The 21,845-nt window shown below is 72.3% G+C and carries 19 protein-coding genes; 7 read left to right on the forward strand and 12 right to left on the reverse strand.

Annotation, left to right across the window (positions count from 1 at the left end; genetic code table 11):
* Positions 1–183: 183 nt before the first annotated feature.
* From ABD330_RS17615 to ABD330_RS17635, 5 genes are all read right to left on the reverse strand, one after another.
* On the reverse strand, positions 184–1,713 hold the full coding sequence (locus ABD330_RS17615; RefSeq protein WP_344466056.1) for a helix-turn-helix domain-containing protein: 1,530 nt from the start codon (positions 1,711–1,713) through the stop codon (positions 184–186).
* A 136-nt stretch (positions 1,714–1,849) separates the two neighbouring features.
* On the reverse strand, positions 1,850–3,097 hold the full coding sequence (locus tag ABD330_RS17620; RefSeq protein ID WP_344466057.1) for a cytochrome P450: 1,248 nt from the start codon (positions 3,095–3,097) through the stop codon (positions 1,850–1,852).
* Between the two features lie 52 nt (positions 3,098–3,149).
* Entirely contained in the window at positions 3,150–3,404 is a 255-nt protein-coding gene (locus tag ABD330_RS17625) for a ferredoxin (RefSeq protein WP_344466059.1), read from the reverse strand.
* A 222-nt stretch (positions 3,405–3,626) separates the two neighbouring features.
* Positions 3,627–4,940, reverse strand: coding sequence for a tetratricopeptide repeat protein (locus tag ABD330_RS17630; RefSeq protein WP_344466061.1), 1,314 nt, complete (start codon positions 4,938–4,940; stop codon positions 3,627–3,629).
* 78 nt (positions 4,941–5,018) lie between these two features.
* On the reverse strand, positions 5,019–6,476 hold the full coding sequence (locus tag ABD330_RS17635; protein WP_344466063.1) for a DUF4331 domain-containing protein: 1,458 nt from the start codon (positions 6,474–6,476) through the stop codon (positions 5,019–5,021).
* 434 nt (positions 6,477–6,910) lie between these two features.
* On the opposite strand from ABD330_RS17635, the gene ABD330_RS17640 reads away from it, so the two are divergent.
* The 4 genes from ABD330_RS17640 (at position 6,911) to ABD330_RS17655 (ending at position 10,657) form a co-directional block, all read left to right on the forward strand.
* Complete coding sequence (locus tag ABD330_RS17640) at positions 6,911–8,725, forward strand: HoxN/HupN/NixA family nickel/cobalt transporter (protein WP_344466065.1); 1,815 nt, start codon at positions 6,911–6,913, stop codon at positions 8,723–8,725.
* Positions 8,722–9,057: a hypothetical protein gene (locus ABD330_RS17645; protein ID WP_344466067.1), complete on the forward strand. Its 336-nt coding sequence runs from the start codon at positions 8,722–8,724 to the stop codon at positions 9,055–9,057. The genes ABD330_RS17640 and ABD330_RS17645 overlap by 4 nt, the downstream gene beginning before the upstream one ends.
* A 381-nt stretch (positions 9,058–9,438) precedes the next feature.
* Positions 9,439–10,344 (forward strand): oxidoreductase, encoded by a 906-nt coding sequence (locus tag ABD330_RS17650; RefSeq protein WP_344466069.1) that lies wholly within the window; start codon positions 9,439–9,441, stop codon positions 10,342–10,344.
* 85 nt (positions 10,345–10,429) lie between these two features.
* The gene (locus ABD330_RS17655) at positions 10,430–10,657 is read left to right on the forward strand and encodes a hypothetical protein (RefSeq protein WP_344466071.1); all 228 of its coding nucleotides are present in this window, start codon (positions 10,430–10,432) and stop codon (positions 10,655–10,657) included.
* Positions 10,658–10,793: 136 nt separating this feature from the next.
* On the opposite strand, the gene ABD330_RS17660 is transcribed toward ABD330_RS17655, so the two are convergent.
* Positions 10,794–11,795, reverse strand: coding sequence for an ABC transporter substrate-binding protein (locus tag ABD330_RS17660; RefSeq protein ID WP_344466073.1), 1,002 nt, complete (start codon positions 11,793–11,795; stop codon positions 10,794–10,796).
* A 314-nt stretch (positions 11,796–12,109) separates the two neighbouring features.
* Here ABD330_RS17660 and ABD330_RS17665 point away from each other — a divergent pair, with 314 nt between their 5' ends.
* Together ABD330_RS17665 and ABD330_RS17670 are read left to right on the forward strand one after the other, a co-directional pair.
* Positions 12,110–13,546, forward strand: a complete 1,437-nt coding sequence (locus ABD330_RS17665; RefSeq protein ID WP_344466075.1) for an amidase — start codon at positions 12,110–12,112, stop codon at positions 13,544–13,546.
* 141 nt (positions 13,547–13,687) lie between these two features.
* Positions 13,688–15,709, forward strand: a complete 2,022-nt coding sequence (locus tag ABD330_RS17670; protein WP_344466077.1) for an oxidoreductase — start codon at positions 13,688–13,690, stop codon at positions 15,707–15,709.
* Positions 15,710–15,808: 99 nt separating this feature from the next.
* Here ABD330_RS17670 and ABD330_RS17675 read toward each other — a convergent pair whose 3' ends face one another.
* Positions 15,809–16,510 (reverse strand): thiaminase II/PqqC family protein, encoded by a 702-nt coding sequence (locus ABD330_RS17675; protein ID WP_344466079.1) that lies wholly within the window; start codon positions 16,508–16,510, stop codon positions 15,809–15,811.
* A 139-nt stretch (positions 16,511–16,649) separates the two neighbouring features.
* Here ABD330_RS17675 and ABD330_RS17680 point away from each other — a divergent pair, with 139 nt between their 5' ends.
* On the forward strand, positions 16,650–16,997 hold the full coding sequence (locus ABD330_RS17680; protein WP_344466081.1) for a hypothetical protein: 348 nt from the start codon (positions 16,650–16,652) through the stop codon (positions 16,995–16,997).
* A gap of 67 nt (positions 16,998–17,064) precedes the next feature.
* On the opposite strand, the gene ABD330_RS17685 is transcribed toward ABD330_RS17680, so the two are convergent.
* The 5 genes from ABD330_RS17685 to ABD330_RS17705 all read right to left on the reverse strand — a co-directional run bounded on the left by ABD330_RS17685 (position 17,065) and on the right by ABD330_RS17705 (position 21,615).
* Entirely contained in the window at positions 17,065–17,817 is a 753-nt protein-coding gene (locus ABD330_RS17685; RefSeq protein ID WP_344466083.1) for an ArsR/SmtB family transcription factor, read from the reverse strand.
* Positions 17,818–17,849: 32 nt separating this feature from the next.
* Positions 17,850–19,109 carry an alpha/beta hydrolase family protein gene (locus tag ABD330_RS17690; protein WP_344466085.1) on the reverse strand — a complete coding sequence of 420 codons (1,260 nt, stop codon included), beginning with the start codon at positions 19,107–19,109 and terminating at the stop codon, positions 17,850–17,852.
* A 164-nt stretch (positions 19,110–19,273) separates the two neighbouring features.
* The gene (gene lepB, locus ABD330_RS17695) at positions 19,274–20,065 is read right to left on the reverse strand and encodes a signal peptidase I (protein ID WP_344466087.1); all 792 of its coding nucleotides are present in this window, start codon (positions 20,063–20,065) and stop codon (positions 19,274–19,276) included.
* A 220-nt stretch (positions 20,066–20,285) separates the two neighbouring features.
* Entirely contained in the window at positions 20,286–21,152 is an 867-nt protein-coding gene (locus ABD330_RS17700; protein WP_344466089.1) for a YhjD/YihY/BrkB family envelope integrity protein, read from the reverse strand.
* 163 nt (positions 21,153–21,315) lie between these two features.
* On the reverse strand, positions 21,316–21,615 hold the full coding sequence (locus ABD330_RS17705; protein ID WP_344466091.1) for a putative quinol monooxygenase: 300 nt from the start codon (positions 21,613–21,615) through the stop codon (positions 21,316–21,318).
* Positions 21,616–21,845 lie beyond the last annotated feature (230 nt).

A 21,845-nucleotide genomic window follows, 5' to 3' on the forward strand; every position in this document is an offset into this window, starting at 1 on the left:
TCCAACGCCTCGAAGAACCTCGCCTTCAAGCCCTCAAAATCCACGATCCCCGCAACTCCCTGAATCCAGGGTGTTGCGGGGATCGCTAGAACCTGCCTGCTGGGCGCCGGGGGCCTCGTGGTGGATCGGCGGCCGAGGAGAGCCCGCAGTGCCTTCACGGCTTCGAGGACGGTGTCGAACTGCTCAGATGTCGCGGAAGGTCTCGATCCGGGCGCCGATCGAGTTCAGGCGCTCGGCGAGGTCCTCGTAGCCGCGGTTGATGACGTACACGTTGCGCAGGACCGAGACGCCCTCGGCGGCGAGCATCGCGAGCAGGATGACCACGGCCGGGCGCAGTGCCGGCGGGCACATCAGTTCGGAGGCGCGCCAGCGGGTCGGGCCCTGGACCAGTACCCGGTGCGGGTCGAGCAGCTTGACGTCGGCGCCGAGCCGGGTGAGTTCGGTGAGGTAGATGGCCCGGTTGTCGTAGACCCAGTCGTGGATCAGCGTGGTGCCGTGGGCGGCGGCGGCGATCACCGCGAAGAACGGGATGTTGTCGATGTTGATGCCGGGGAACGGCATCGGGTGGATCTTGTCGGTCGGGGCGGTGAGCTTGGACGGGCGGACCGTCAGGTCGGTCAGCCGGGTGCGCCCGTTCGCCGCCGGGTACTCGGGGGTGCGGTCGTAGTCCAGGCCCATCTGCTCCAGGGTGGCGAGCTCGATCTCCAGGAACTCCACCGGGACCCGGCGGATCGTCAGCTCGGAGGAGGTGGCGACGGCGGCGGCCAGCAGGCTCATCGCCTCCACCGGGTCCTCGGCGGGCGCGTAGTCGACGTCACAGCTGATCTCGGGCAGGCCGTGGACGGTCAGCGTGGTCGTCCCGATGCCCTCGATCCGCACGCCGAGCTGCTCCAGGAAGAAGCAGAGGTCCTGGACCATGTAGTTGGGGCTGGCGTTGCGGATGACGCTCACGCCGTCGTGCCGGGCGGCGGCCAGCAGGGCGTTCTCGGTCACGGTGTCGCCGCGCTCGGTCAGCACGATCGGCCGGGTCGGGGAGACCCCGGGGGTCGCGGTGGCGTGGTAGCTGCCACTGGTGGTGGCGACCTCCAGGCCGAACTGGCGCAGCGCGGTGAGGTGCGGCAGCACGGTACGGGTGCCGAGCTCGCAGCCGCCCGCGTACGGGATGGTGAAGTGCTCGGTGCGGTGCATCAGCGGGCCGAGGAACATCAGCACGCTGCGGGTGCGGCGGGCGGCCGCCACGTCCATCGCGGCCAGGTCGAGCGTGGCGGGCGGGGTGAGTTCGAGGTCGCGGCCGTCGTTGAGCCAGCGCACCTTGACGCCGATGCTGCCCAGGACGTCGAGGATGCGGTAGACCTCCTCGATCCGGGCGACCTGGCGCAGCGTGGTGCGGCCGGTGGTCAGCAGGGAGGCGCAGAGCAGCGCGACGCAGGCGTTCTTGCTGGTGCGGACGTCGATGGCGCCGGACAGCTTGGTGGCGCCGGTGACCCGGAGGTGCATCGGGCCCGCGTAGCCGAGCGAGACGATCTCGCTGTCCAGGGCCTCGCCGATCCGGGCGATCATCTCAAGGCTGATGTTCTGCTTGCCCTGCTCGATCCGGTTGACGGCGCTCTGGCTGGTGGCCAGGGCCTCGCCGAGCTGGGCCTGGGTCAGGCCCCGGTGCTGGCGGGCGTCGCGGATGAGCTTGCCGATGCGCAGGAGGTAGTCGTCGGTCACGGGTGTGACTGTATCTCATCTGTGAGATGAGAGTTGCGTCGGACCGGTGGGGAGTGGTGCTCTCGGGCCGTTTCCGCTGGCCACTATGCGGCTGGTGAGTTTTCCGGGGCGGGCGGGTTGCCCGCCCCGGAGTCGGTCACCAGCTGACGGGGAGTGCGTCCACGCCGTGCACCACCATGGTGGTCCGGTAGCTCAGCTGCTCCTCGTCCACGGCGAGCCGCAGCTGCGGCAGCCGGGTGAAGAGGGTGTGCAGCGCGATCTGGAGTTCGGCCCGGGCCAGCGGCTGCCCGAGGCACTGGTGCACGCCGAAGCCGAAGGCCAGGTGCCGGCGGGCGTCCCGGTCGAGGTCCAGCTCCGAGCCGTCGGCGAAGACGCTTTCGTCCCGGTTGGCGGTGGAGAGCATGCACAGCAGCCCGTCGCCGGCCCGGATCGGCGTGCCGCCGAGCTCCAGGTCCTCGGTGGCCACCCGGGGCAGCCCGGCCTGGACGATCGTGAGGTAGCGGAGCAGTTCCTCGACCGCCGCCTTCGCCTCGGCCGGCCCGGCGGCGCGCAGCCGGGCGGCCTGCGCGGGATTGCGGAGCAGCGCGAGCGTCGACAGTGCCGTCATGTTGGCGGTCGTCTCGTGACCGGCGATCAGCAGGAGGAGGGCCATCGAGGCGGCCTCCTCGGTGGCCAGGTCGTCGCGGACGGCCAGCCGGCTGAGGATGTCGTCGGTGGGCGCACGGCGTTTGGCCGTGGCCAGATCGCCCAGGTAGGACAGCAGGCTCCGCTGGGCGTCCGACACGGCCGGGCCGGGGGAGCGGGTGTCCAGCAGGATCCGGCTCTGCTGCTGGAAGAACTCGTGGTCCTCGTAGGGCACGCCGAGCAGCAGGCAGATCGCCAGCGACGGGATCGGCAGTGCGAACTCGGTCACCAGGTCCACCGGGCCGCCGGCGGCCAGCATCCGGTCGAGGGTGTCGTCGACGATCCGCTGGAGCGCCGGGCGCAGCGCCTCGACCCGCTTGACCAGGAATTCGGTGGTCAGCATCCGGCGCAGCCGGGCGTGCTCCGGGTCGTCCATCCGGATGAACCCGGGTGTGTTGGTGGCCAGCTGGCGGCGGCCCGGACTGAGGAAGGGGAAGCCCGGACGCAGCCCGTCGGCGCTGAAGCGCTGGTCGGCGAGGACGGTACGGACCTCCTGGTAGCCGGTCACCAGCCAGCAGGAGGAGCCGTCCCAGAGCCGGGTACGGGTGACCGGGCTGCGGTCGGCGGCCTGCCGGTAGGCCGAGGGCGGGTCGAAGGGGCAGCCGTCGGCCTCGGCGGGCAGCAGGAGGGCGGAGTCGGGGGCGGGGGTGGGGGTGGTTGCCTGCGGGGTGGCGGCGCCGGGGTCCGTGCTGGTGCTCATGGCGCTGGGCTCCTTCCGGGGATGCGGGAGAGGGCGCGGGGGTGGGGTGGGCTCAGGCGGGTTCGCCGACGCTGCCGGATCCGGTGTCGGCACCGGTGTCGGCACCGGGGTCGCCGACGGCTTCGCTGACGGTGATGGCGCGTCCGGGGCAGAGCGCGGCCGCGAGCCGGACCTCGGCGGCCAGGGCCGGGCCGGGGCGCGCCTGGAGCAGCTGGACGTACCCGTCCTCGTCGCTCTGGTCGAACACGGTGGGGGCGGTCAGGACGCACTGTCCTGAGCTGCAGCAGCGGTCCTGATCGACGCTCACCAGCATGGTGGGCACCTCCGGGTGGGGATGGTGGCCGGGGCGGGGCCCCGGGGCTCCAGTTGCCTCAGGCAACCAAATCCGCCGGGATCACAACGTAACCCGGTCTGTGTCGCACACGAAGGGCGTGCGGTGGATCAGGAGCAGAATGGCCGGTTTGCGCCCCCGGCGCCCTGCTGCTGCCGGTGCTGCCGCCGGTTGGTCACTGCTGAGGCCGCACGGAGGTCAGGGCGTGAGCGCGGCCAGCGCGGCCCGGGCGTGCGGTACCTGGAGCGGTGAGAAGTACGGGTCCGTGCTCAGCGCCTCGGCCAGGTGGGTACGGGCGTCGGCCGTCCGCCCGAGGGCCCGCTCGATTTCGCCCCGGTGGTAGGAGAACAGCGCGTTGTGCCAGCCGTGGCTCTCCGCCTGCTCGGCGAGACCGGCCGCCTCCTCGTCCGCGCCCTGCCGGTGCAGCGCCCAGGCCAGCGCGTCGGCGACCAGGGCGTTCCGGCGCCGTTGCCACTCGCCGCGCAGCAGCCGGACGGCCGTCGCCGGATCGCCGTGGTCGGCCTCGTACTGGCCGAGCGACAGGTCGTCCACCACGCCGTTGGCGGCGGCCAGGCGCTGCTCGGCGGTGAGCAACCGGTACTGTCGGCCGGCTTCGGCGGTGTGGCCCAGCGACTCCTGCAGCTCGCCCAGTTCCAGCAGGAACTGGGGCAGCGGGATCCGCCCGATCGCGGTGGCGTAGTCGCGCAGCGCGTCCTCGGTGTGCCCGAGTGCGGCCTCCGCCCGGGCCTGCCCGGCGACCGCCGGGGTGTAGGAGGCGTCCGCCGCCAGGGCCTGCCGGTACCCGGTCAGGGCCTGGTCGGGGTGTCCGGCGTTCCGGTCCAGCTCGGCCAGCTGGTACCGGCAGAACGCCTGGTCGGCCGGGTCGAATGCGCCGTCCAGCGCCTGCCGGAGCGCCTGCCGGGCCTCGGCGGTGCGGCCGTGCTGCTCCAGGTCGTAGGCGGCGCGGGTGAACGCGGCCGTACCGGGACGGCGGTCCAGCAGGCCCTGGACGGCCTCGGTCGCGCCCTGGTCGTCGCCGAGCTGGGTGCGGGCGTCGGCCAGCACCGCGTACGCCGCCCAGTGGTGCGGGGAGAGGGTGATCACCTGCTGGGCGAGGTCGCGGGCCTCGGCGAACAGGTGGCGGGCGTTGGCCAGGGTGCCGAGGCCGGTCAGCGCGTCCACGTTCCCCTGCGGCGCCAGCGTCAGCGAGCGGTGCAGCGCCTCGTCGGCCTTCGGATAGTAGGACGGGTCGGCGGTCAACCGGGCCTGCTCCACGTACAGCGCGCCCAGCCCGGCCCAGGATTCGGCGTCCTCGGGGCGTTCGCGCAGCCGGGCCTGGTCGGTGGCGATGGCCTGCCCGACCGTGCCGGGCGCGCCCGGCGCCCCGGCGCCGTGCCGGGGGGTGCCGTTCGGCGGCGGGGTGCCGCGGGGCGCATCGTCGCGCAGGGCGCCGACGGCTACGAGGCAGCCGCAGAGCGCGACGGTGGTCAGCAGGAGGGGCAGTCGGCGCATCGGGATCCTCGGTGTCGTGGGGTGGTACGCGCGGGAGCGGGCGCCCCGTGGAGCCGGTGCGCCCGCCCGCGTGAGCCGCTAGTTGGGCTGGTTCACCGCCTTGGCGTACGGCAGTGCGACGTACGGGAAGGTCGCGCTGAACGGCTTGTCGGCGTGGTCGACCTTGTCGCCGGCGGCGAGCGCGGGGATCAGGTGGCCCGGGGTGGCGCCTTCGAGGGCCTGGAGCTCGATGTCCACCACGTCGTCGGTGAGGCGGCGGCCGTTCGGGTAGCCCTGGAAGTCGCCGTTCAGGACGCCGAGCCGGTCGGGCTTGGCGGTGACCGGGGTGGACATGTTCAGGCGCAGCTCCTCGGCGGCCACGAAGTTGGCCGGGTCGACGTCCTGGTTCATCAGCTGGGAGTTGAGGTCCACGGCGAGCGGACCGTTCGCGGCCTTGGCGATGCCGGTGAGGAAGATCTCCTGGAGGTCGGTACGCGGCGTGGCCGGGGCCGGGATGCCGTAGATGGCCTGCACCAGGTGCGGCACCTCCGGGTCCAGGACCTTGGCGACCACGGCGGGCTGGTTGTGGTCCTCGGACGGCGGGATCGCGTTGAACGCGTCCTTCAGTCCGGCCGGCACCACCACCTCGTTGACCAGCGGGTTGCCCAGCCGGGAGACCTGGACGTGCTCGCCCACCGGGTGCGCCTCGCCCGGGGTCAGCTTCAGGGTCTGCTTGTCGGTGCTGCTCCACACCCCGATGACCGGGTTGCGCTTCGCATCGCCCTTGAAGGCGAGCTCGCTCTTGGGGACCTGGATGGAGAGGGTGTTGACGTTGTACCCGGCGAGGGTGTTCTGGCCGGTCTCCTTGAGGTTGCCGCCGTAGAGGAGGTCGAAGACCCGCAGGTCGAGGAAGAACGGGTCGGCGGCCTGGGTGGCGACGGTCTGGCCGCCGTTCGCGAGCTTGACGGTGGCCTGGTCGCGCAGCTTGCCGTAGTTCGGCATGGACGCCTTGCCGGTGTCCGAGGGCGCGGCGGTGCCGTGCTCGACCAGCGTCTTGGGCTCGCAGCCGACCCGCAGCTCCTGCAGCGTGTAGTACTGGTGGAACAGCAGGGTGGGGTCGGTGAGGTTGTTCACGACGCCGTTGTTGTACAGGAAGGTGTTGGTGCCGCGCTGGTCCTCGGTGTGGAAGACCCAGCGGTAGGTCAGGTCGGGGTTGCCGGTGCCCTGCGAGTCGATGTTGATGTCGTAGTGCGCGCCGTCGGCCCACGGGAAGAAGTTCGGGCCGCCGTTGGGCTCCTGGAACGGGAACCAGTTCGCGGTGAGCGTGACGGTGTCCTGCTTGTCGGGGCTGGTGAAGGCGTACAGGTCGGTGTTGTCGACCTGGGGGTCGGCGGCGATCAGCGGTGCCTCGCGGTGGCTGGAGGCGCTGCTGATCCCGGCACCCGGGCCGGCCAGGGCGCTGGTGGCCAGCGCGACGCTCATCACGGTCAGGACTGCGGCGGTGCGGGCGGTGGAGCTGGGGCGGGTGGAGCGGGTGCTGCTGCGCGGGGCCTTCATCGTCTGGGGTGCTCGCTTCCGTTGGGGGCATGGTCTGCCCGGGATGGGTCCGGCGATCGGCCGCTCTGGGCACTGTGGACCGGAACCCGTGGAGAGTTCGGGTACACGCGACGGCCGGACTGGTGGACTCACCCGCTCGGGCCAGCGGCTTCACCCGGGCGGCGGCAGCCGGCCGGAGACGAGCCGGCCGGCTCCGGACACCAGCACCGTCGTCGATCTGGCACTCGAACAACTGCTGGGGCATTCAGCACTGGTGGGTTGAATCCTTGGGCCGGGCGGGTGAGGACGGCGGCCGACACGTTGCGGTCGGCCGCCGGTGTGCCCGAACACTGTGGATCGTTGGCTCGCGGCGCCCGGAAGGGACGCGGTGCGCCGCTCGTTCCGCCTGCCCGCCTGCGGGACGCGGCAGGCCCCTCACCGGTCGGAGGAAGTGCGTGACAGCTCTCAAGTCCCTTGCACGCACGGGTGCGGCGCTCACAGGGGCGCTCTGGCTGCTGACCGCGCTCGCTCCCGGGGCCGCAGCGCATCCGCTCGGGAACTTCTCCGTCAACCACTACGTCGGCCTCACGCTGCACACCGACCGGGTCGAGGCACTGGCCGTCACCGACACCGCCGAGATCCCGGCCCTGCAGGAACAGACGCAGGCCGACCTGGACGGCAACGGCACGGTGGACGACACCGAGCGGGCCGCCTGGGCCACCGCGCAGTGCGCGCAGGCCGCACACCGCCTCGCCGTGACGGCGGCAGGTGCGGCGGTGTCCTGGACGGTCCGCACGCAGCGCTTCGAGTACCGGGACGGCGCGGCGGGCCTGCGGACCAGCCGGCTGGAGTGCGCGCTGGAGGCTCCGGTACGGATCGCCTCGGCCGGCACTCCCTTCGAGGTGTCGACCGGGATCGACCCGACCAGGGTGGGCTGGAACGAGATCACCGCCCGGGGCGACGACGGCGTCCGGCTGGACCACTCCGACGTGCCGGAAACGTCGGTTTCCGGCCAACTGACCGACTACCCGAAGGATCTGCTGGACAGCCCGCGGGGTGTGACCCGGGCCCGGTTCACCGCGGCGCAGGGTGCCGGTTCGGGCTCCGGTACGGGCGGCGGCCCGGCCTCCGGCACCTCGTGGGCGTCGGGTCCGGGCTCCGGGATCTCGGCCGGCGGACCCGCCGGGTGGGTCGCGGCCCTCAACCGCAAGGTGGTCGAACTGGGCGGCGCCCGGCAGCTGACCGTGCCGGTGGGCCTCCTCGCGGTACTGCTGTCGATCGTGCTCGGCGCCGGACACGCCCTGCTGCCCGGCCACGGCAAGGCCGTGATGGCGGCCTACCTGGCCGGTCGGCGCGGCCGCACCCGGGACGCGGTCACGGTCGGCGCGACGGTGACGGTCACGCACACGGCGGGAGTCCTGGTGCTGGGGCTCTGCCTGACGGCCTTCTCCTCGCTGGCCGGCGACCAAGTCCTCGGCTGGCTCGGGGTGGTCAGCGGCGCACTGGTGGCCGCCGTCGGCGGCGGGCTGCTGGTCGGCGCCGTGCGGCGGCTCCGCGCGGACGGCGGGCGGCCGGCGGCCGAGCCGGCGGGTGCGGTGGCGGTGATGACGGAGCGCGAACTCGTCCCGGCGGGCGCGGTGAGCGGTCCCCGGCACGAGCACGAGCACGCGCAGGGGCACGGGTTCGAGCACGCGCACGGGCATGCGGACGGGCACGGGCACGACCAGACGCAGGAGCACGGGTACGGGCACGAAGGGCACTCGTCCGAGGGTCACTCACATGACGTGCGCGGGAACGGGCACCTGCACGGAGCCGGGCACGGGCATGCGCACCCGCACGACGGACCGGAACCGGGGAGTGAGGCCGGTCGTGGCCACTCGCACCGGCACGGGCTGTTCGGCCGTGCCCACCACCACCATCACCACGACCCCGCCCGGCCGTTGGGGAAGGGCGGGCTGATCGGTCTGGGCATCGCCGGGGGGCTGGTGCCGAGCCCTTCGGCGCTGGTCGTCCTGTTGGGTGCGGTGGCCCTGGGGCGCACGCTGTTCGGCGCGACCCTGGTGCTGGCCTACGGGCTGGGCATGGCCGGTACGCTGACGGCCGTCGGACTGCTGATCGTCCGGCTGGGCGACCGCTTCGCGGGGGCCGCCGACGGCCCGCTGGTGCGGCGGCTGCGCCGGATCGCCCCGTACACGGCGGCGTCGACGGCGCTGCTCGTCCTCGTCGTGGGTACCGGTCTGCTGGTCCGCAGCCTGCCGGCCGCGCTGTGAGGCGCGCCGCGCGGTGGCTCGCGCCCGCCCTGCTGCTCCTGCCGTGCGCAGTGGCCTGTGACCCGGCCGGTGAGCGCAGCCCCAGCTTCGACGCGCAGGCCTCGGCGTCCGCCGTGGCCTGCCTCGCGCACCAGACCGGGACGCCGGACAAGCGGTACACCGGCGGAGTGGCGTCCGACCCGCGGTCCGTGTTGGAGCTGATGAAGTTCTACACGGCGAACGGCACGAAGGCGTACTGCGACGGCAAGCCGCCCACCGAGGCCGACAGGCGGTGGACCTCGCTGTACGTCAGTCTCGGCGGTGATCCGGTGCACGTCGTGCAGTCACACTGACGTCGTTCGGGGGACGGCTGCGGCGGAATCCGCGCCACTGGTCCTCCGGTTCACCCGGGCACGCTCGCGAGCGGCCGGGGAGGAACGGAGGACCGGCGCCGGTCGGGGTGTCGGCTGTGGGGCCCTTCTCGGCGGAGTACGTCGCCGAGGCGTGATCAAAAGGCTGGACAGGTCATCAGGGCAGGCGTTATCCTGCCCGCATGTCAATTGAAAGTATCCAAACACCTTCTGAGGCCAGGTTAGCACATGGAGCCATGTCGCGTCAATCAGGTTGGCGGCGGTGTGGCCCCGGGCCCTGCCGCACACCTGCCGGACGTCCTTGAGTACGGCACAGGCCGTCCGTCGCACCGCTCGTCGTACCCTCTTCGAAAGGCCCACGACATGACCACAGAGACCATATCCGCAGCCGCCGCAGGCACTTGGCGGCTCGGCGACCTGACGGTCAACCGGATCGGATTCGGCGCGATGCGCCTGACGCAGAACGGTCCCGCCTTCGCCGAGGGCGCCGCCCCGAGTGACCGCGCCCGGGCAATCGCCGTGCTGCGCCGCGCGGTTGAGCTCGGTGTCAACCACATCGACACCGCCGCCTTCTACTTCTCGCCGCTGCGCTCCGCCAACGAGCTGATCAACAGCGCACTGGCCCCCTACCCGGACGATCTCGTCATCGTCACCAAGGTCGGGCCGGGCCGCGACTCCTCGGGGCAGTGGATGGACGCGGCCACACCGGACCAACTGCGCGGCCGGGTGGAGGAGAACCTGCGTCAGCTCGGCCGGGACCACCTCGACGTGGTGAACCTCCGCGTCCAGGGCACCGCCTCGGTCGCCGAACGCTTCGGTGCGCTGGCGGAGTTGCGCGAAGCCGGTCTCATCCGCCACCTGGGGCTCTCCAACGTCACCGCGGAGCAGCTCGCGGAGGCCCGGGCCGTCGCACCGGTGGTCTGCGTGCAGAACCGGTACGGCATCGGCTCCCGCAAGGCGGGCAGCGACGATCTGCTGCGCATCTGCGGCGAGGCGGGTATCGCGTTCGTACCGTTCTTCGCCATCGCCGGGAAGGCGGGCGAGACGGGCGTGGCCGACGCGGAGAACGACGAGGTGCTCGCCGTCGCCCGGGCCCACGGCGCCTCGCCCGCACAGATCCGGCTGGCCTGGACCTTGCAGCGCGGGCCGCACGTGCTGGCCATCCCGGGTACCGGCAACCCGGAGCACCTGGCGGCCAACGTGGCCGCCGGTGCGCTGCGGCTCTCGCCGGAGGAGCTGGTCCGGCTGGAATCCGTCGGCGGCGAGTGACCGCCGACGCGGTCCGGCGGCGGGGACGGGTGGACGGGCGGCGGTCGAGCCGTGTCCTTCGGCCCGTTCGGGCGTTGAGCAGACCATGAAGAAGCGAAGCATGCTCGCCGTCGCGTCCCTCGCCGCCGGTGTGGTGGCCTCCCTCACCGCGCCCAGCGCGCACGCGGCTTCGGTGCACCGGGGTGCCGACCTGCCGGGTACTGCGGGCCTCGTGAGCGCGAGCGGTCTGCTCGGTGTGCTGGACACCGCCAAGGGCGGCGGGGAGGCCCCGCACGACTTCGCGGCCGGCCACCCGGACCCTTCGCGGCACTGACCAGCGAGCCGTCGGGGGGATCCGGGTTCTCCCGACGGCCGTCCCGGGGTGGAGCGGGCGGGAGCGGCGGACGTGGCGCGCACGTCTGCCGCTCCCGCCCCGCCGGACCCGCTCGTAACGGGTCCGGCCCGAGTGATCAGAGGCCGCCGTTGACCACCGCGCCCTGGACGGCGCCGGGGGAGACGTTCCACTTGGTGAGGATCTTGCCGTAGTCACCGTCGTGGATCAGCTGGTCCAGCGCCTTGGCGAGCACGTCGCGCAGGGCCGAGTCGGCCTTGTTGAGCGTGATCCCGTACGGGCCGGGTTCCAGCTGGCCGCCGGTCAGTTGGAACTGCCCGCCGCCGTTCCCGGACTGGGTGTTGTACGCGGCGACCGGGTAGTCGTTCAGATCGGCCGCCGCGGCGCCCGAGGCGACCTCCGCCAACGCCTGCCCGTCGGCGTCCAACTCGTCGATCCGCAACCCCTTGGACGTCTTCTGGCAGGCGGCGGTCTGGCGCTGGGCGATCTCGTCCTGGATGGTGCCCCGCTGGACGGCGACGGTGTGGCCGCAGATGTCGTCCAGCGAGCCGATGCCGAGCGGGTTGCCGGCCTTCACCAGGATCGAGGTGCCGGTGATGAGGTAGTCGATGAAGTCGACGCCGGGGTTGGACCGCCTGCCGTTGTCGTCGGTGCCGTTCTGGCGCTGCTGGGTGTCGATGACGGCCGACATCGCCAGGTCGATCTGCTTCGCCTGGACCGCCGGGATGAGCTTGTCGAACGGCATGTCGACGAACTGGACCCGCAGGCCGAGGTAGCCCCCGATGGCGGCGGCGAGTTCCGGGTCGATCCCGGCAGGGGTGGAGTTCTGGTCCTTGAAGTCGACCGGCGCGTAGTTGAGGTTCGAGCCGATCTTGAGAACCCCGGCGGCCCGGACGGCCTTCGGGAGCTTTGCGCGCAGCGAGGCGGTGGTGTAGTTGCCGCTCGACACGGTGCTGCCGGTGCCGCAGCCGGACAGCAGCAGCCCGCCCGCTCCGACGGCGGCGACGGCACGGGCGGACCGGGTGCGGGCGCGCGGGGACATGAGGGTGACGTGCACGGTGGTGTTCTTCCTGAGGGAGGGAAGGGAGAGAGCGCCGCCGGGGACTGCTGGGGTGCGCAAGGGCGGACCTCTCCTGGGGTCCGGCGGCCGCGGGGGGATAGGGCGCGGCCGGCTCGGCGGAGGTCCGCCACCGGGGACGGAACTCGGATCATCCCACGTCAGGTGGGTGGGGCGGCCGCCGGGTGCGGGTTCCGGAAGTGACTCGCGGGTAGCTCGCCGGGCGGCACGCCCGGCCTCCGGCGGCAGGCCCGGCGGGTGGCCGGTCCGGCCGGGGCCTTGTCGCCGGGTGTCCGGCTGGCTAGGTTGACGCCGGTGCCCGGGCCCGGGCTCCGGTGGCTGGGTACGGTGCGACCGGCACCGGGCAGGGGGCGGCGATGACGGGATGGGTCGGGCGCAGGGCGGTGGAGATCGCCGAGGCGGTCCGGAGCGGGAAGGTGACCCCCCGTCAGGTGGTCGCGGAACACCTGGCCCGGATCAAGGACGTCGACGCGCGGGTCGGAGCCTTCCGCAAGGTGCTGGCCGAGCGCGCCCTCGGCGAGGCCGACGCGCTCGCCGAGCGCGCCGACCTGGCCGTGCTGCCGCTGGCCGGAGTGCCCGTCGCGATCAAGGACAACCTCCCGGTCGCCGGCGAGGCGACCCGGCACGGCTCCGCCGCGACCTCCGCGTCACCGGCCGCCGCCGACCACGAGACCGTACGGCGGCTGCGGGCCGCCGGGGCCGTGATCGTCGGCCTCACCAACGTCCCCGAGCTCTGCGTGTTCGGCACGACGGACAGCGTCTTCGGTGTCACCCGCAGCCCCTGGGACCTCTCGCGCACCGCGGGCGGATCCTCCGGTGGCAGCGCCGCCGCCGTGGCGGCCGCGATGGTGCCGATCGCGCTGGGCAACGACGGCATGGGGTCGATCCGCATTCCGTCGGCCGACTGCGGTGTGCTGGGCCTGAAGCCCGGAACGGGGCTGGTGCCCGCCGACTTCGGTGTGGACGGCTGGTTCGGGATGGCGGAGAACGGGCCGATCGCGACCTGCGCCGCGGACGCCCGGCTGATGCTGAGCGTGCTCGCGGGCCTGCCGGCCGTCCGCGGTCCGGCCGCCGGACCGGACGGTGGCGGCGGCCCGGGTGCGGCAGGCCACTGGGGACTCGCGGACGGTGAAGCCGACACCGAGAGCGGCCCGCTGCGGATAGCCCTGTCCACCCGTTGTCCGACGCCCGGTATCGCGGTGGATCCCGCGTACGCCTTCGCCGTGCGGGACACCGGCCGGGTGCTCGCCGCCGCAGGGCACCGGGTGCTGCCGGCCGAGGCGCCCTACCCGGCGTGGCTGGGCGCGGCCTCGGTCGCCCGCTGGCTGGCCGGGACCGCCGCCGACGCCCGGCACCTCGACCCGGCACGGCTCAACCCGCGCACCCGGCGCCACGCCGCCGTCGGCCGCGCCGTCGCCGGGGCCGGGCTCGTCCGGCCCGGCCAGCGCACCCGTTGGCTGAGCCGCCTGGAGCGGTTCTTCGCCGAGCACGACGTGCTGGTGACCCCGGCCCTGGCCCGCACGCCGCCGCCCGCCGAAACCTGGCACGCCCGCAGTTGGACGGCGAACATGCTGTCCAACATCCGGTATGCCCCCTTCAGTCACCCCTGGAACCTCGCCGGGTGGCCCGCACTCGTGCTGCCCGGTGGCGAACACCCCATCTCCTACCAGGAATTCCCACTGTCGGTGCAGTTGGTCGCGCCACCCGGCGGCGAGCAGCGCCTGCTGGCGCTGGCGGCGGAGATCGAGCGCCGCCGTCCCTGGGAGCGCACCGCGCCCGACCCGGCCCGCTGACTGCCGACGGGCGCCGGGGGGGGCTGGGGGTGGTCGGGGGGCGAGGGCGTGCGATCTTGCTCTCCCTCCTATGCAACTTGTTGCATAGAGCCCCTTCGGCGGCCTACCTTGTGGCGACTACCGTGCGCGAGGAGGCACCGGATGACCGACTACCCCCACCTGCTGAGCCCGCTCGACCTGGGGTTCACGACGCTGCCCAACCGCGTCCTGATGGGCTCGATGCACGTCGGCCTCGAAGAGGCCCCGGGCGGCTTCGAGCGGATGGCGGAGTTCTACGCGACCCGCGCGCGCGGCGGCGTGGGCCTGATGGTCACCGGCGGGATCGCCCCCAACGAACGCGGGCGGCCCTGGGCCGGCGGCGCCAAGCTGACCACCGAAGCGGAGGCCGAGCAGCACACGACCGTGACCGCCGCCGTCCACCGCGAGGGCAGCAAGATCGCGATGCAGATCCTGCACTTCGGCCGGTACGCCTACCACGAGGACCTGGTGGCGCCGAGCGCGGTCAAGGCGCCGATCAGCCCCTTCACCCCGCACGCGCTGACGGCGGACGAGGTCGAGCAGACCGTCGAGGACTTCGTGCGCGCGGCCGAGCTGGCCAAACTGGCGGGCTACGACGGCGTCGAGATCATGGGCTCCGAGGGTTACCTGATCAACGAGTTCATCGCCGCCCCCACCAACCTGCGCGAGGACCGCTGGGGCGGCGAGTACCGGAACCGGATCCGCTTCCCGGTCGAGATCGTCCGCCGGGTGCGTGAGCGCGTCGGGACGGACTTCATCCTGATCTACCGGCTCTCCATGCTCGACCTCGTCCCGGGCGGCTCCACGGCGGCCGAGGTGGTCACCCTCGCCCAGGAGGTCGAGGCGGCCGGTGCGACGATCATCAACACCGGCATCGGCTGGCACGAGGCACGCATCCCCACCATCGCCACCTCCGTGCCGCGCGGCGCGTTCACCTGGGTGACCAAGCGGCTGATGGGCGCGATCGGCATCCCGCTGGTGACCAGCAACCGCATCAACACCCCGGAGCTCGCGGAGCAGCTGCTCGCCGACGGCCACGCGGACCTGGTCTCGCTGGCCCGCCCGCTGCTCGCCGACCCGGAGTTCGTCAGCAAGGCCGGCGAGGGCCGGGCCGTCGCCATCAACACCTGTATCGGCTGCAACCAGGCCTGTCTCGACCACACCTTCAGCGGCAAGATCACCTCCTGCCTGGTCAACCCGAGGGCCTGCCACGAGACCGAGTTGGTGCTCTCACCGACCCGCCGCCGCAAGCGGGTCGGCGTGGTCGGGGCCGGACCCGCAGGGCTGGCCTTCGCGGTGACCGCCGCCGAGCGCGGCCACGCGGTGACCCTCTACGACCGGGCCGCCGAGGTGGGCGGGCAGTTGAACATCGCCCGCCAGGTGCCGGGCAAGGAGGAGTTCAACGAGACGCTCCGCTACTACCGCCACCAGCTCGCGGTGCAGAACGTCGACCTCCGGCTGGGCACCGACGCCACCGTCGAGGGGCTGGCCGCCGAGGGCTTCGACGAACTGGTCCTGGCGACCGGTGTGACGCCCCGCATCCCCGAGATACCCGGGGTCGACCACCGCAGCGTGGTCAGCTACCTGGACGTGCTCGGGGGCAAGGCGGAGGTGGGGGAGAAGGTCGCGATCCTCGGCGCCGGGGGTATCGGCTTCGACGTCGCGGAGTACCTGACCGACCCGGGCGGCGAGGCGAGCCTGAACCCCGAGGTCTTCTTCGAGCAGTGGGGAATCGACCCGGAGCACCGCTCGCCCGGCGGGCTCCGCGAGCCGGTGCGCGGCACGCCGCCTCGTACCGTCCACCTGTTGCAGCGCAAGCCCACCCGGCTCGGCGCCGGACTGGGCAAGACCACCGGGTGGATCCACCGCACCGAGCTCAAGCACCGGGGTGTCACGATGACGGCCGGAGCCACCTACCACCAGATCGACGACCAGGGCCTGCACCTGACCGTCGGCGGCCAACGCCAGGTCCTCGACGTCGACACCGTCGTGCTGTGCACCGGGCAGGAACCCCGGCGTGACCTCTACGATGCGTTGTGCGCTGCCGGGCACACGCCGCATCTCATCGGCGGTGCCGACCTGGCAGCCGAACTCGACGCGAAGCGCGCCATCGACCAGGGCACTCGGCTGGCGGCAACCATCTGACCCATGTGGCGTGGCCGGCCGTAGGAAGCCGGCAGCCCGATCGACGTGGTGGGGACTCGGCGGCTGGGCCGGGAGGGGCGGTGGCTCAGCGCCAGGAGTTCAGAGGACGCTGTCCCAGAAGGCGGCTTCGTAGGACTGCATCATGCGGGCGGCCCGCAGAGCCGCCGCCGGGTCCTCGCCGGCGTCGAGGCCGTGCTGGAGGGTGGAGAGTGCGGTCTGCTCGAAACCGGGGGGCAGGTCGGCGAAGAAGGTGAAGAAGGCGGCGTCCGCCTCGGTGAGCCCGTAGTGCCGGGGCAGGGCGGCGGCGATCCGGGCGCAGTAGCCGCCCCAGAAGCCGAAGTTGGCCAGCAGAGCCAACATGATCTCGCTCCGGGACCCGAACTGGGCCAGCCAGGCGAGGTGGTGCGGGTAGGCCTGTGCGGCTGCGCGTGGTTCGTAGCTGTCCAGGGCCGCCGGGTCGAGGCCGAGCGCGGTGGCGTAGTCGAGGAGCAGGGGCAGGGCCTGGCCCTCGCCCTGGGCGAGGCCGAGGAACAGCTCGCCGGTGGGCGCCGGATCGGCGAAGCGGGCTGCCATCAGTGCGAAGCTGCGACGATCGCTGCGGATGATCCGGTACTCCTCGCCGGCGATCCGTCGCAGTGCCTCGACCGGCGCGGAGCCTGACTCGACCAGCTCGACCAGCTGGTTGTGCGCGGCGGCGGGGGCGAGCTCGGCGGTGACGCGTGCGTACAGCTCTCGTGCGTCCTGTGCGTCTTGGGCATCCTGCGCTTCCTGCGCTTGCTCTGTGACCGGGCGATCCACCATGGGCACCTCTTCAGGTTCAGGTCGGCGGGTGTCAGCTGAGCGGGCGGACGGTCCGGCGTTGTACGCCTGCTGGCTGGTTTGGTCAGGGCGTGCGTGGCGATGGCCGGTGATTGTCAGTGCCACTCGATAGGTTGCGGAGATGGTTGATCACCGGGAGCTCTTCGACGAGGTGTGCAGGGCGGTGGAACGGGCGGGGTTCGGCCTCGCCTCGCCGGGCGAGGCCGGATTGCACGTCGGCCATCGGCCTCAGGGTGTGGTCGTCAGCTGGCGTCCGGGCGTAGGGCAGACCTGTCAGGCAGTCGGCCATCGGTATCAGCAGCAGTACGGCCGTGCCACTGCTGAGCTGCCGCCGGTGCTGGCTGCGCTGCTGGAGCGGGTCGGTCACACCGTCCTGCGGCGTGATGCCGACCTGCTCATCACGGCAGGGGCGCCTGAGCCGGCATCCGGGCCGGCATTCGGGTCGAGGACGGAGTCTGTGGCCGGGTGATCGGCTGTGGTGCCGGCCGAGTGGATGGCGGAGTCGATGTCTCTCGGGTAGGCCGGCGTTGGTCTGGTCAGCTGTAGCGCAGCGATCCCGGGGTGGTGAGCAGTTCGCCCGTCTCCAGCCAGGTCTTGAGACCGGAGAGGATCATCGGCCAACCGCCGTAGAGCTCGTCGTTCGCGCCCTCGCGCAGGTGGTCGTGGGTCACGGTGAGGCGGCAGGAGTCGCCGACCGGCTCGATCTCCCAGGTGACCCGGGAGGTGCCCTCGCTCTTCACCGCGTCGCTCCAGAGCGCGACCATGCTCTGGACGAGCCGGCGCGGCGGGTCGACCTCAAGGATCTCGCCTTCGCCGAGGAGCTCCGGAGCCTTCGGGTGGCTCATCTCGAAGCGCGATCCCGGTGTCCAGTCCGAGGTCACCTCGGCTCCGAAGTTGTACTTGCTCCGGATCTCACGGTCGGTGATCGCCTCCCAGAGGCGCTCGGGGGTGGTGCGGATGTAGATCTCGAAGACCTTCTGCATCGGAGTCTCCAGTCGGCTCTTCAGGTCGCTGAGCGCAGCGGCCCATGGTCCCGTGTACTTGCTCACCCACCGGTCGTGGACGAGCCGGATGGGGACGGGGTTCAGGAAGTGGAGTTTCTCCCTGCCCTGCCTCCGGGTGACGACCAGGCCGGCCTCCTCAAGCTGCTTGAGGTGTTTCATGACGGCGAACCGTGTGATGGCGAAGCGATGTTCGAGTGCGCTGAGCGTCTGCCCGTCCTGGCGGAACAGCTCGTCCAGCAGACTGCGGCGAGTCGGATCAGCAAGGGCCTTGAATATCGCGTCCACACTCCGACCATAGGTGACCTTTTAGTCACATGTCAACGGATGAACGTTACGGGGTAGCTCGTGGGGCCACCGTCGAGGAGGTGGTTGTCATGGTTGCGGAGCCAGCGGTCGAAGAACGCGGAGACGTAGGCGCGCTCGGTGGCCACGGCGCGGGAGGGAGCGAGGGTGCCGAGTTGGCCGGTGACCGAGCCGGTGGGAAGCCGGCCGGCGAGCTGGGGGAGCAGCGACTCGGCATCGGTGAAGGATCCGTGCCGGGAGTCGTCGAGGGTGATGTCCGCATGCCAGCCGCGGCTGTTGTCCCAGAACGAGGCCCAGGACGGCTCGGCGTGGTGGTTGCTGCCGCCGTCACCGGAACTCCCCATCAGGAGGAACGGGCGGTCCAGGCCGTGGTGGGCCACCGGTGACAGATGCGAGCCGTCCGGTTCGGAGGAGAAGCCCAGCGTGCCGTCCAGGTCGATGCCGGCCTTGATCCTCGGGTCGCTGTACATCGTCTCGGCCGCGGTGAAACCGCCTGCCGACTGGCCGAACATCCCGATCCGGTCCAAGTCCATCGCGCGGCCCAGGCCGCTGGGCAGGTGGCGGTGCTCGGCGTCCGGGTCGGCCCCGGTGGCGAGGGTGGTGAGCTGGTCCAGGACGAACCGGGTGTCCGCGACGCGGGTGTCGAGCACCTTCTCCAGCAGGGCGGGCACGGTGCCGGACTTCTGGGCCTCGGCGAACCGGGAGAGCAGCACACTGTCGGCGACCCGGCCGTCGGGGAACTGGACGGCGGCGGCCTCGTAGGTGTGATCGATCGTCACCACGATGTACCCGTGCGACACCAGATCCTGCACCAGGCCGGTGTTCCAGTCACGGATGTCCCCCGCCCCCGGCGAGTACAGCACGACGGGATGGCGGCCGGGCGCGACCGGTGCGCCGCCGTGGGCGTCGGTGAGTGTCTCCGCCCAGGCCGCCGTGCCGGCGGGGACGCCGTAGTTGAGCGGCCCCGCGAAGGTGTCGAAGCCCGCGGCGGCCCCCGCCGGCATCTGACGGGCCACCGGATGGCGGGCCGCGCCCCGCGCCGGGTAGAACACGCTCACCATCAGCTCTCGCGGCGCCCGGGCGCTCTGCCAGGGATCGCTGCGGCTGTGGTCGACCAGGTGGAGCGGGACCACGCCGACGCTGAACGCGCCCGTGGGGGAGGGGAGATGGACCCGGGCCGGGCGGGGTGCCGACTCGACCGCCATGGCGGGGCCGACGGCGCAGGTGGCGAGCATGAGTCCGGCGATGCCGGCGGCGACCAGGGTCTTGCGCATGAGTACCCGTCCAAGAGTCGGTGGAAGAACCATCGCCTCAATGGTCGTGACTGGAGCGTCTGCAAACGATCGTGCCAGCACGTGGACTCAATGTTCGGGTAGCCCCACCCTTAGGGGGTCTAAGGGTGGGGCCGGGGTCTGAAGGCGGCCCCGGTGAAGCACAGTCAGCGGCCGCGGTGCCTGCGCTGCCTGCGGCGCCAGAGCGTCAGCGGCGCCGCGACGCCGACGGCGCCCAGCGCACCGGGGGTGACGGCGGTGGCGAGCGCAGGGGCGGTGGCGGGCGCCGTGCCCGCTGCCAGCCCCACATGGTCGAAGGTGGACGGCACCGGCAGCGTCGACCAGCGCCCGAGCGGCCAGGCCACCACGACGGCGCGGCCCACCACGTCCTTCACCGGGACGAACCCGTCGCCCTTGTGGTGAGTCCGTTGGAAGCGCGAGTCCGCGGAGTCGTTCCGGTGGTCGCCCATGACCCAGAGATCGCCCTTGGGTACCGTCACCTCCCCGACCGTGTCGTCGTCGCAGGGGGTGGAGCCGGGGTAGATGTACGGCTCGTCCAGCGGTGTGCTGTTCACCTTGACCGGCGCGCCGGAGTCGCACTTCACGGTGTCGCCGCCGACCGCTATGACCCGCTTGATCAGGTCCTTCTCGTTGGCCGAGGGCATCAGCCCGACCGTGCTCAGCGCCGATTGGAGGCCGCGGAGTGCGCCGTTGCCGCTGGGGGCGGGCACGTCCGCCTGGGTGAGCCAGTTGCCGGGGTCGTGGAAGACGACCACGTCGCCGCGCTGCGGGGTGGCGCCGAACCACGGGGTGAACTTGTCGACCAGGACCCGGTCGCCCTTCTGGAGGGTGGGCTCCATGGAGGCCGAGGGGATGAAGAAGGCCTGGACGAAGAAGGTCTTGACGGTCAGGGCGATCACCAGGGCGACCACCACGAGCACCGGTATCTCTACCCACAACGGACGTTTCCGAGCCGTCCCCGCCGGTCCCTTCGGGGGCCTCCGCAGTACCCGCAGCCGGTGTGCCGCCGAGGCCAGGCCCCCGCGGATACCGCGGCCGCCTAATGGCGTCTGTGCGTCTTCCATTCCGTTCTCCCCCTGGGAACCGATGACTTGGGACACCACCCCCAACGAACGGGGGTTCCCGGGCCGGAGCCGGAGACGTTCCCGGGAGCCGCCGTCACGGGGCCGGTCCGTCCTCGCCGGCCGGGTCGCGGCGGGTGTCGGGCCCGACGTCGGGGTGTCTCCCCGTCCAGTAGGAGTGACCGGCGAGCGCACCGCCGAAGACCGTGAAACCGACCCCGATCAGCCAGGACTGCACCACCAGGACGGTCCCGATCGTCCCGTACGAGACCGCGCTCGACACGATGAGCGGGGTGAAGACGAGCTGCGAGAAGATCCGCAGGCCGATCAGGGCGAGCACGGTGGCCACCGCGCCGGGGAGCAGCGCGCGGCGCCGGACCTTGGCACCCAGCAGCAGCCATTGGAGACCCCAGAAGAAGATCACCCCGCCCCCCACCGTGATGGTCAGCCGGAGGGTGGGCTGGGCGGCGGTGCCGTGCAGGGGGATACCGCTCCAGGAGGCGGCCAGCAGGAAGCCGACCACGGCGGCGAGCCCGATGATCTGCCGCCAGGCGGCGTGCCAGGCGGCGGCGTGGACCAGCCAGATCCGTTCGTAGCCGGTCTGCAGGGCGGCCATGAAGGAGATGCCGAAGACGGCGACGCCGGCCAGGCCGAGTGCCGTCGTGGTGCTCAGCACCCGGCGCGGCGAGGAGAACAGCTGGCGGACGGAGTCCGCCGAGCGGCCGGTCACCCCGAGTCCGTCGACCACCCAGCCGGCGAATCCGTTGCCGTCCACCGGGGAGGCGGCGGCGACCACGATCAGCAGGGGGATCAGCGTGACGAACCCCAGAGCGGCGAACCCCATGGCCCGGTGCATCAGCTCGATCTCCCGGCCGCGCCGCACGAGCGTCGTCAGTATGGGCAGCCGGTCCGGGCCGGTCGGCCGGGGTGGTTCGGGCGGCCGGGCGGCCGGGACTGGCGCCATGACCGCCCGTCACCTCTTCTCTGCACGTCTTGCTGGGCCGGTCGGCAGCGTGAGGTGTCGCCGGGGGCCGCTCGCCGGGTGTGGCGGCGGGACCGGCGCGGGACCCGGTGCAGGACTGGGCCGGTTCTCCCCGGGCAGGCTCCGGGCCTGCGCCGGGCTCTGCTCAGGGGAGTTTGACGGCGAGCAGGTCCACCCTGCGGATGTCGGGCGGTGCGGCGAGGTGGGTGGCGGCGATCCCCATCAGCGCGGCCGCGATGCTGCCTTCGAGGTGTGCGGCGCGGCCGTGCTCGTCCTCGAAGGTGTCGAAGACGCCGAAGGTGACGTCGTCCTCGCGGAACGCGGACCAGGTCACCGTCCCGCTCTCCGCCTCGGCCAGCGGCAGTGCGCCGCGCAGCAGGGCTTCGACTTCGGCGGCGTGCTCGGGCTTGGCGACGATCCTGGCGAGCAGTGCGACCTTGGCCACCACGCTGGTGCCTTTCGTTCCGGGGTCGGGTACAGAGTCTGGTTTTCATCCGGCAGCGGCCTGCGGGCCGCCGGATCGCCGGTCCCACCGCACGGCGTTCCCGTCGAAACGGATAGCCGCGCCCATTCGGTTCCGAAAAGGCGGCCGGTCAGGGAGACCGGCCGCCCGAGGTTCTGCGGACCCGCCGCGCGGTTCGATAGCGCTGGGAATATGCCGCCGGTGCGCGGCGC

Source organism: Kitasatospora kazusensis (genome assembly GCF_039529945.1).
Classification (GTDB): domain Bacteria; phylum Actinomycetota; class Actinomycetes; order Streptomycetales; family Streptomycetaceae; genus Kitasatospora; species Kitasatospora kazusensis.

Excerpts from the sequence above, each read along its gene's own strand:
- ABD330_RS17620 (WP_344466057.1), bottom strand. The coding sequence starts at position 3,097 with ATGAGCACCAGCACGGACCCCGGCGCCGCCACCCCGCAGGCAACCACC.
- ABD330_RS17630 (WP_344466061.1), bottom strand. The coding sequence starts at position 4,940 with ATGCGCCGACTGCCCCTCCTGCTGACCACCGTCGCGCTCTGCGGCTGC.
- ABD330_RS17635 (WP_344466063.1), bottom strand. The coding sequence starts at position 6,476 with ATGAAGGCCCCGCGCAGCAGCACCCGCTCCACCCGCCCCAGCTCCACC.
- ABD330_RS17650 (WP_344466069.1), top strand. The coding sequence starts at position 9,439 with ATGACCACAGAGACCATATCCGCAGCCGCCGCAGGCACTTGGCGGCTC.
- ABD330_RS17655 (WP_344466071.1), top strand. The coding sequence starts at position 10,430 with ATGAAGAAGCGAAGCATGCTCGCCGTCGCGTCCCTCGCCGCCGGTGTG.
- ABD330_RS17665 (WP_344466075.1), top strand. The coding sequence starts at position 12,110 with ATGACGGGATGGGTCGGGCGCAGGGCGGTGGAGATCGCCGAGGCGGTC.
- ABD330_RS17670 (WP_344466077.1), top strand. The coding sequence starts at position 13,688 with ATGACCGACTACCCCCACCTGCTGAGCCCGCTCGACCTGGGGTTCACG.
- ABD330_RS17675 (WP_344466079.1), bottom strand. The coding sequence starts at position 16,510 with ATGGTGGATCGCCCGGTCACAGAGCAAGCGCAGGAAGCGCAGGATGCC.
- ABD330_RS17680 (WP_344466081.1), top strand. The coding sequence starts at position 16,650 with ATGGTTGATCACCGGGAGCTCTTCGACGAGGTGTGCAGGGCGGTGGAA.
- ABD330_RS17690 (WP_344466085.1), bottom strand. The coding sequence starts at position 19,109 with ATGCGCAAGACCCTGGTCGCCGCCGGCATCGCCGGACTCATGCTCGCC.
- ABD330_RS17700 (WP_344466089.1), bottom strand. The coding sequence starts at position 21,152 with ATGGCGCCAGTCCCGGCCGCCCGGCCGCCCGAACCACCCCGGCCGACC.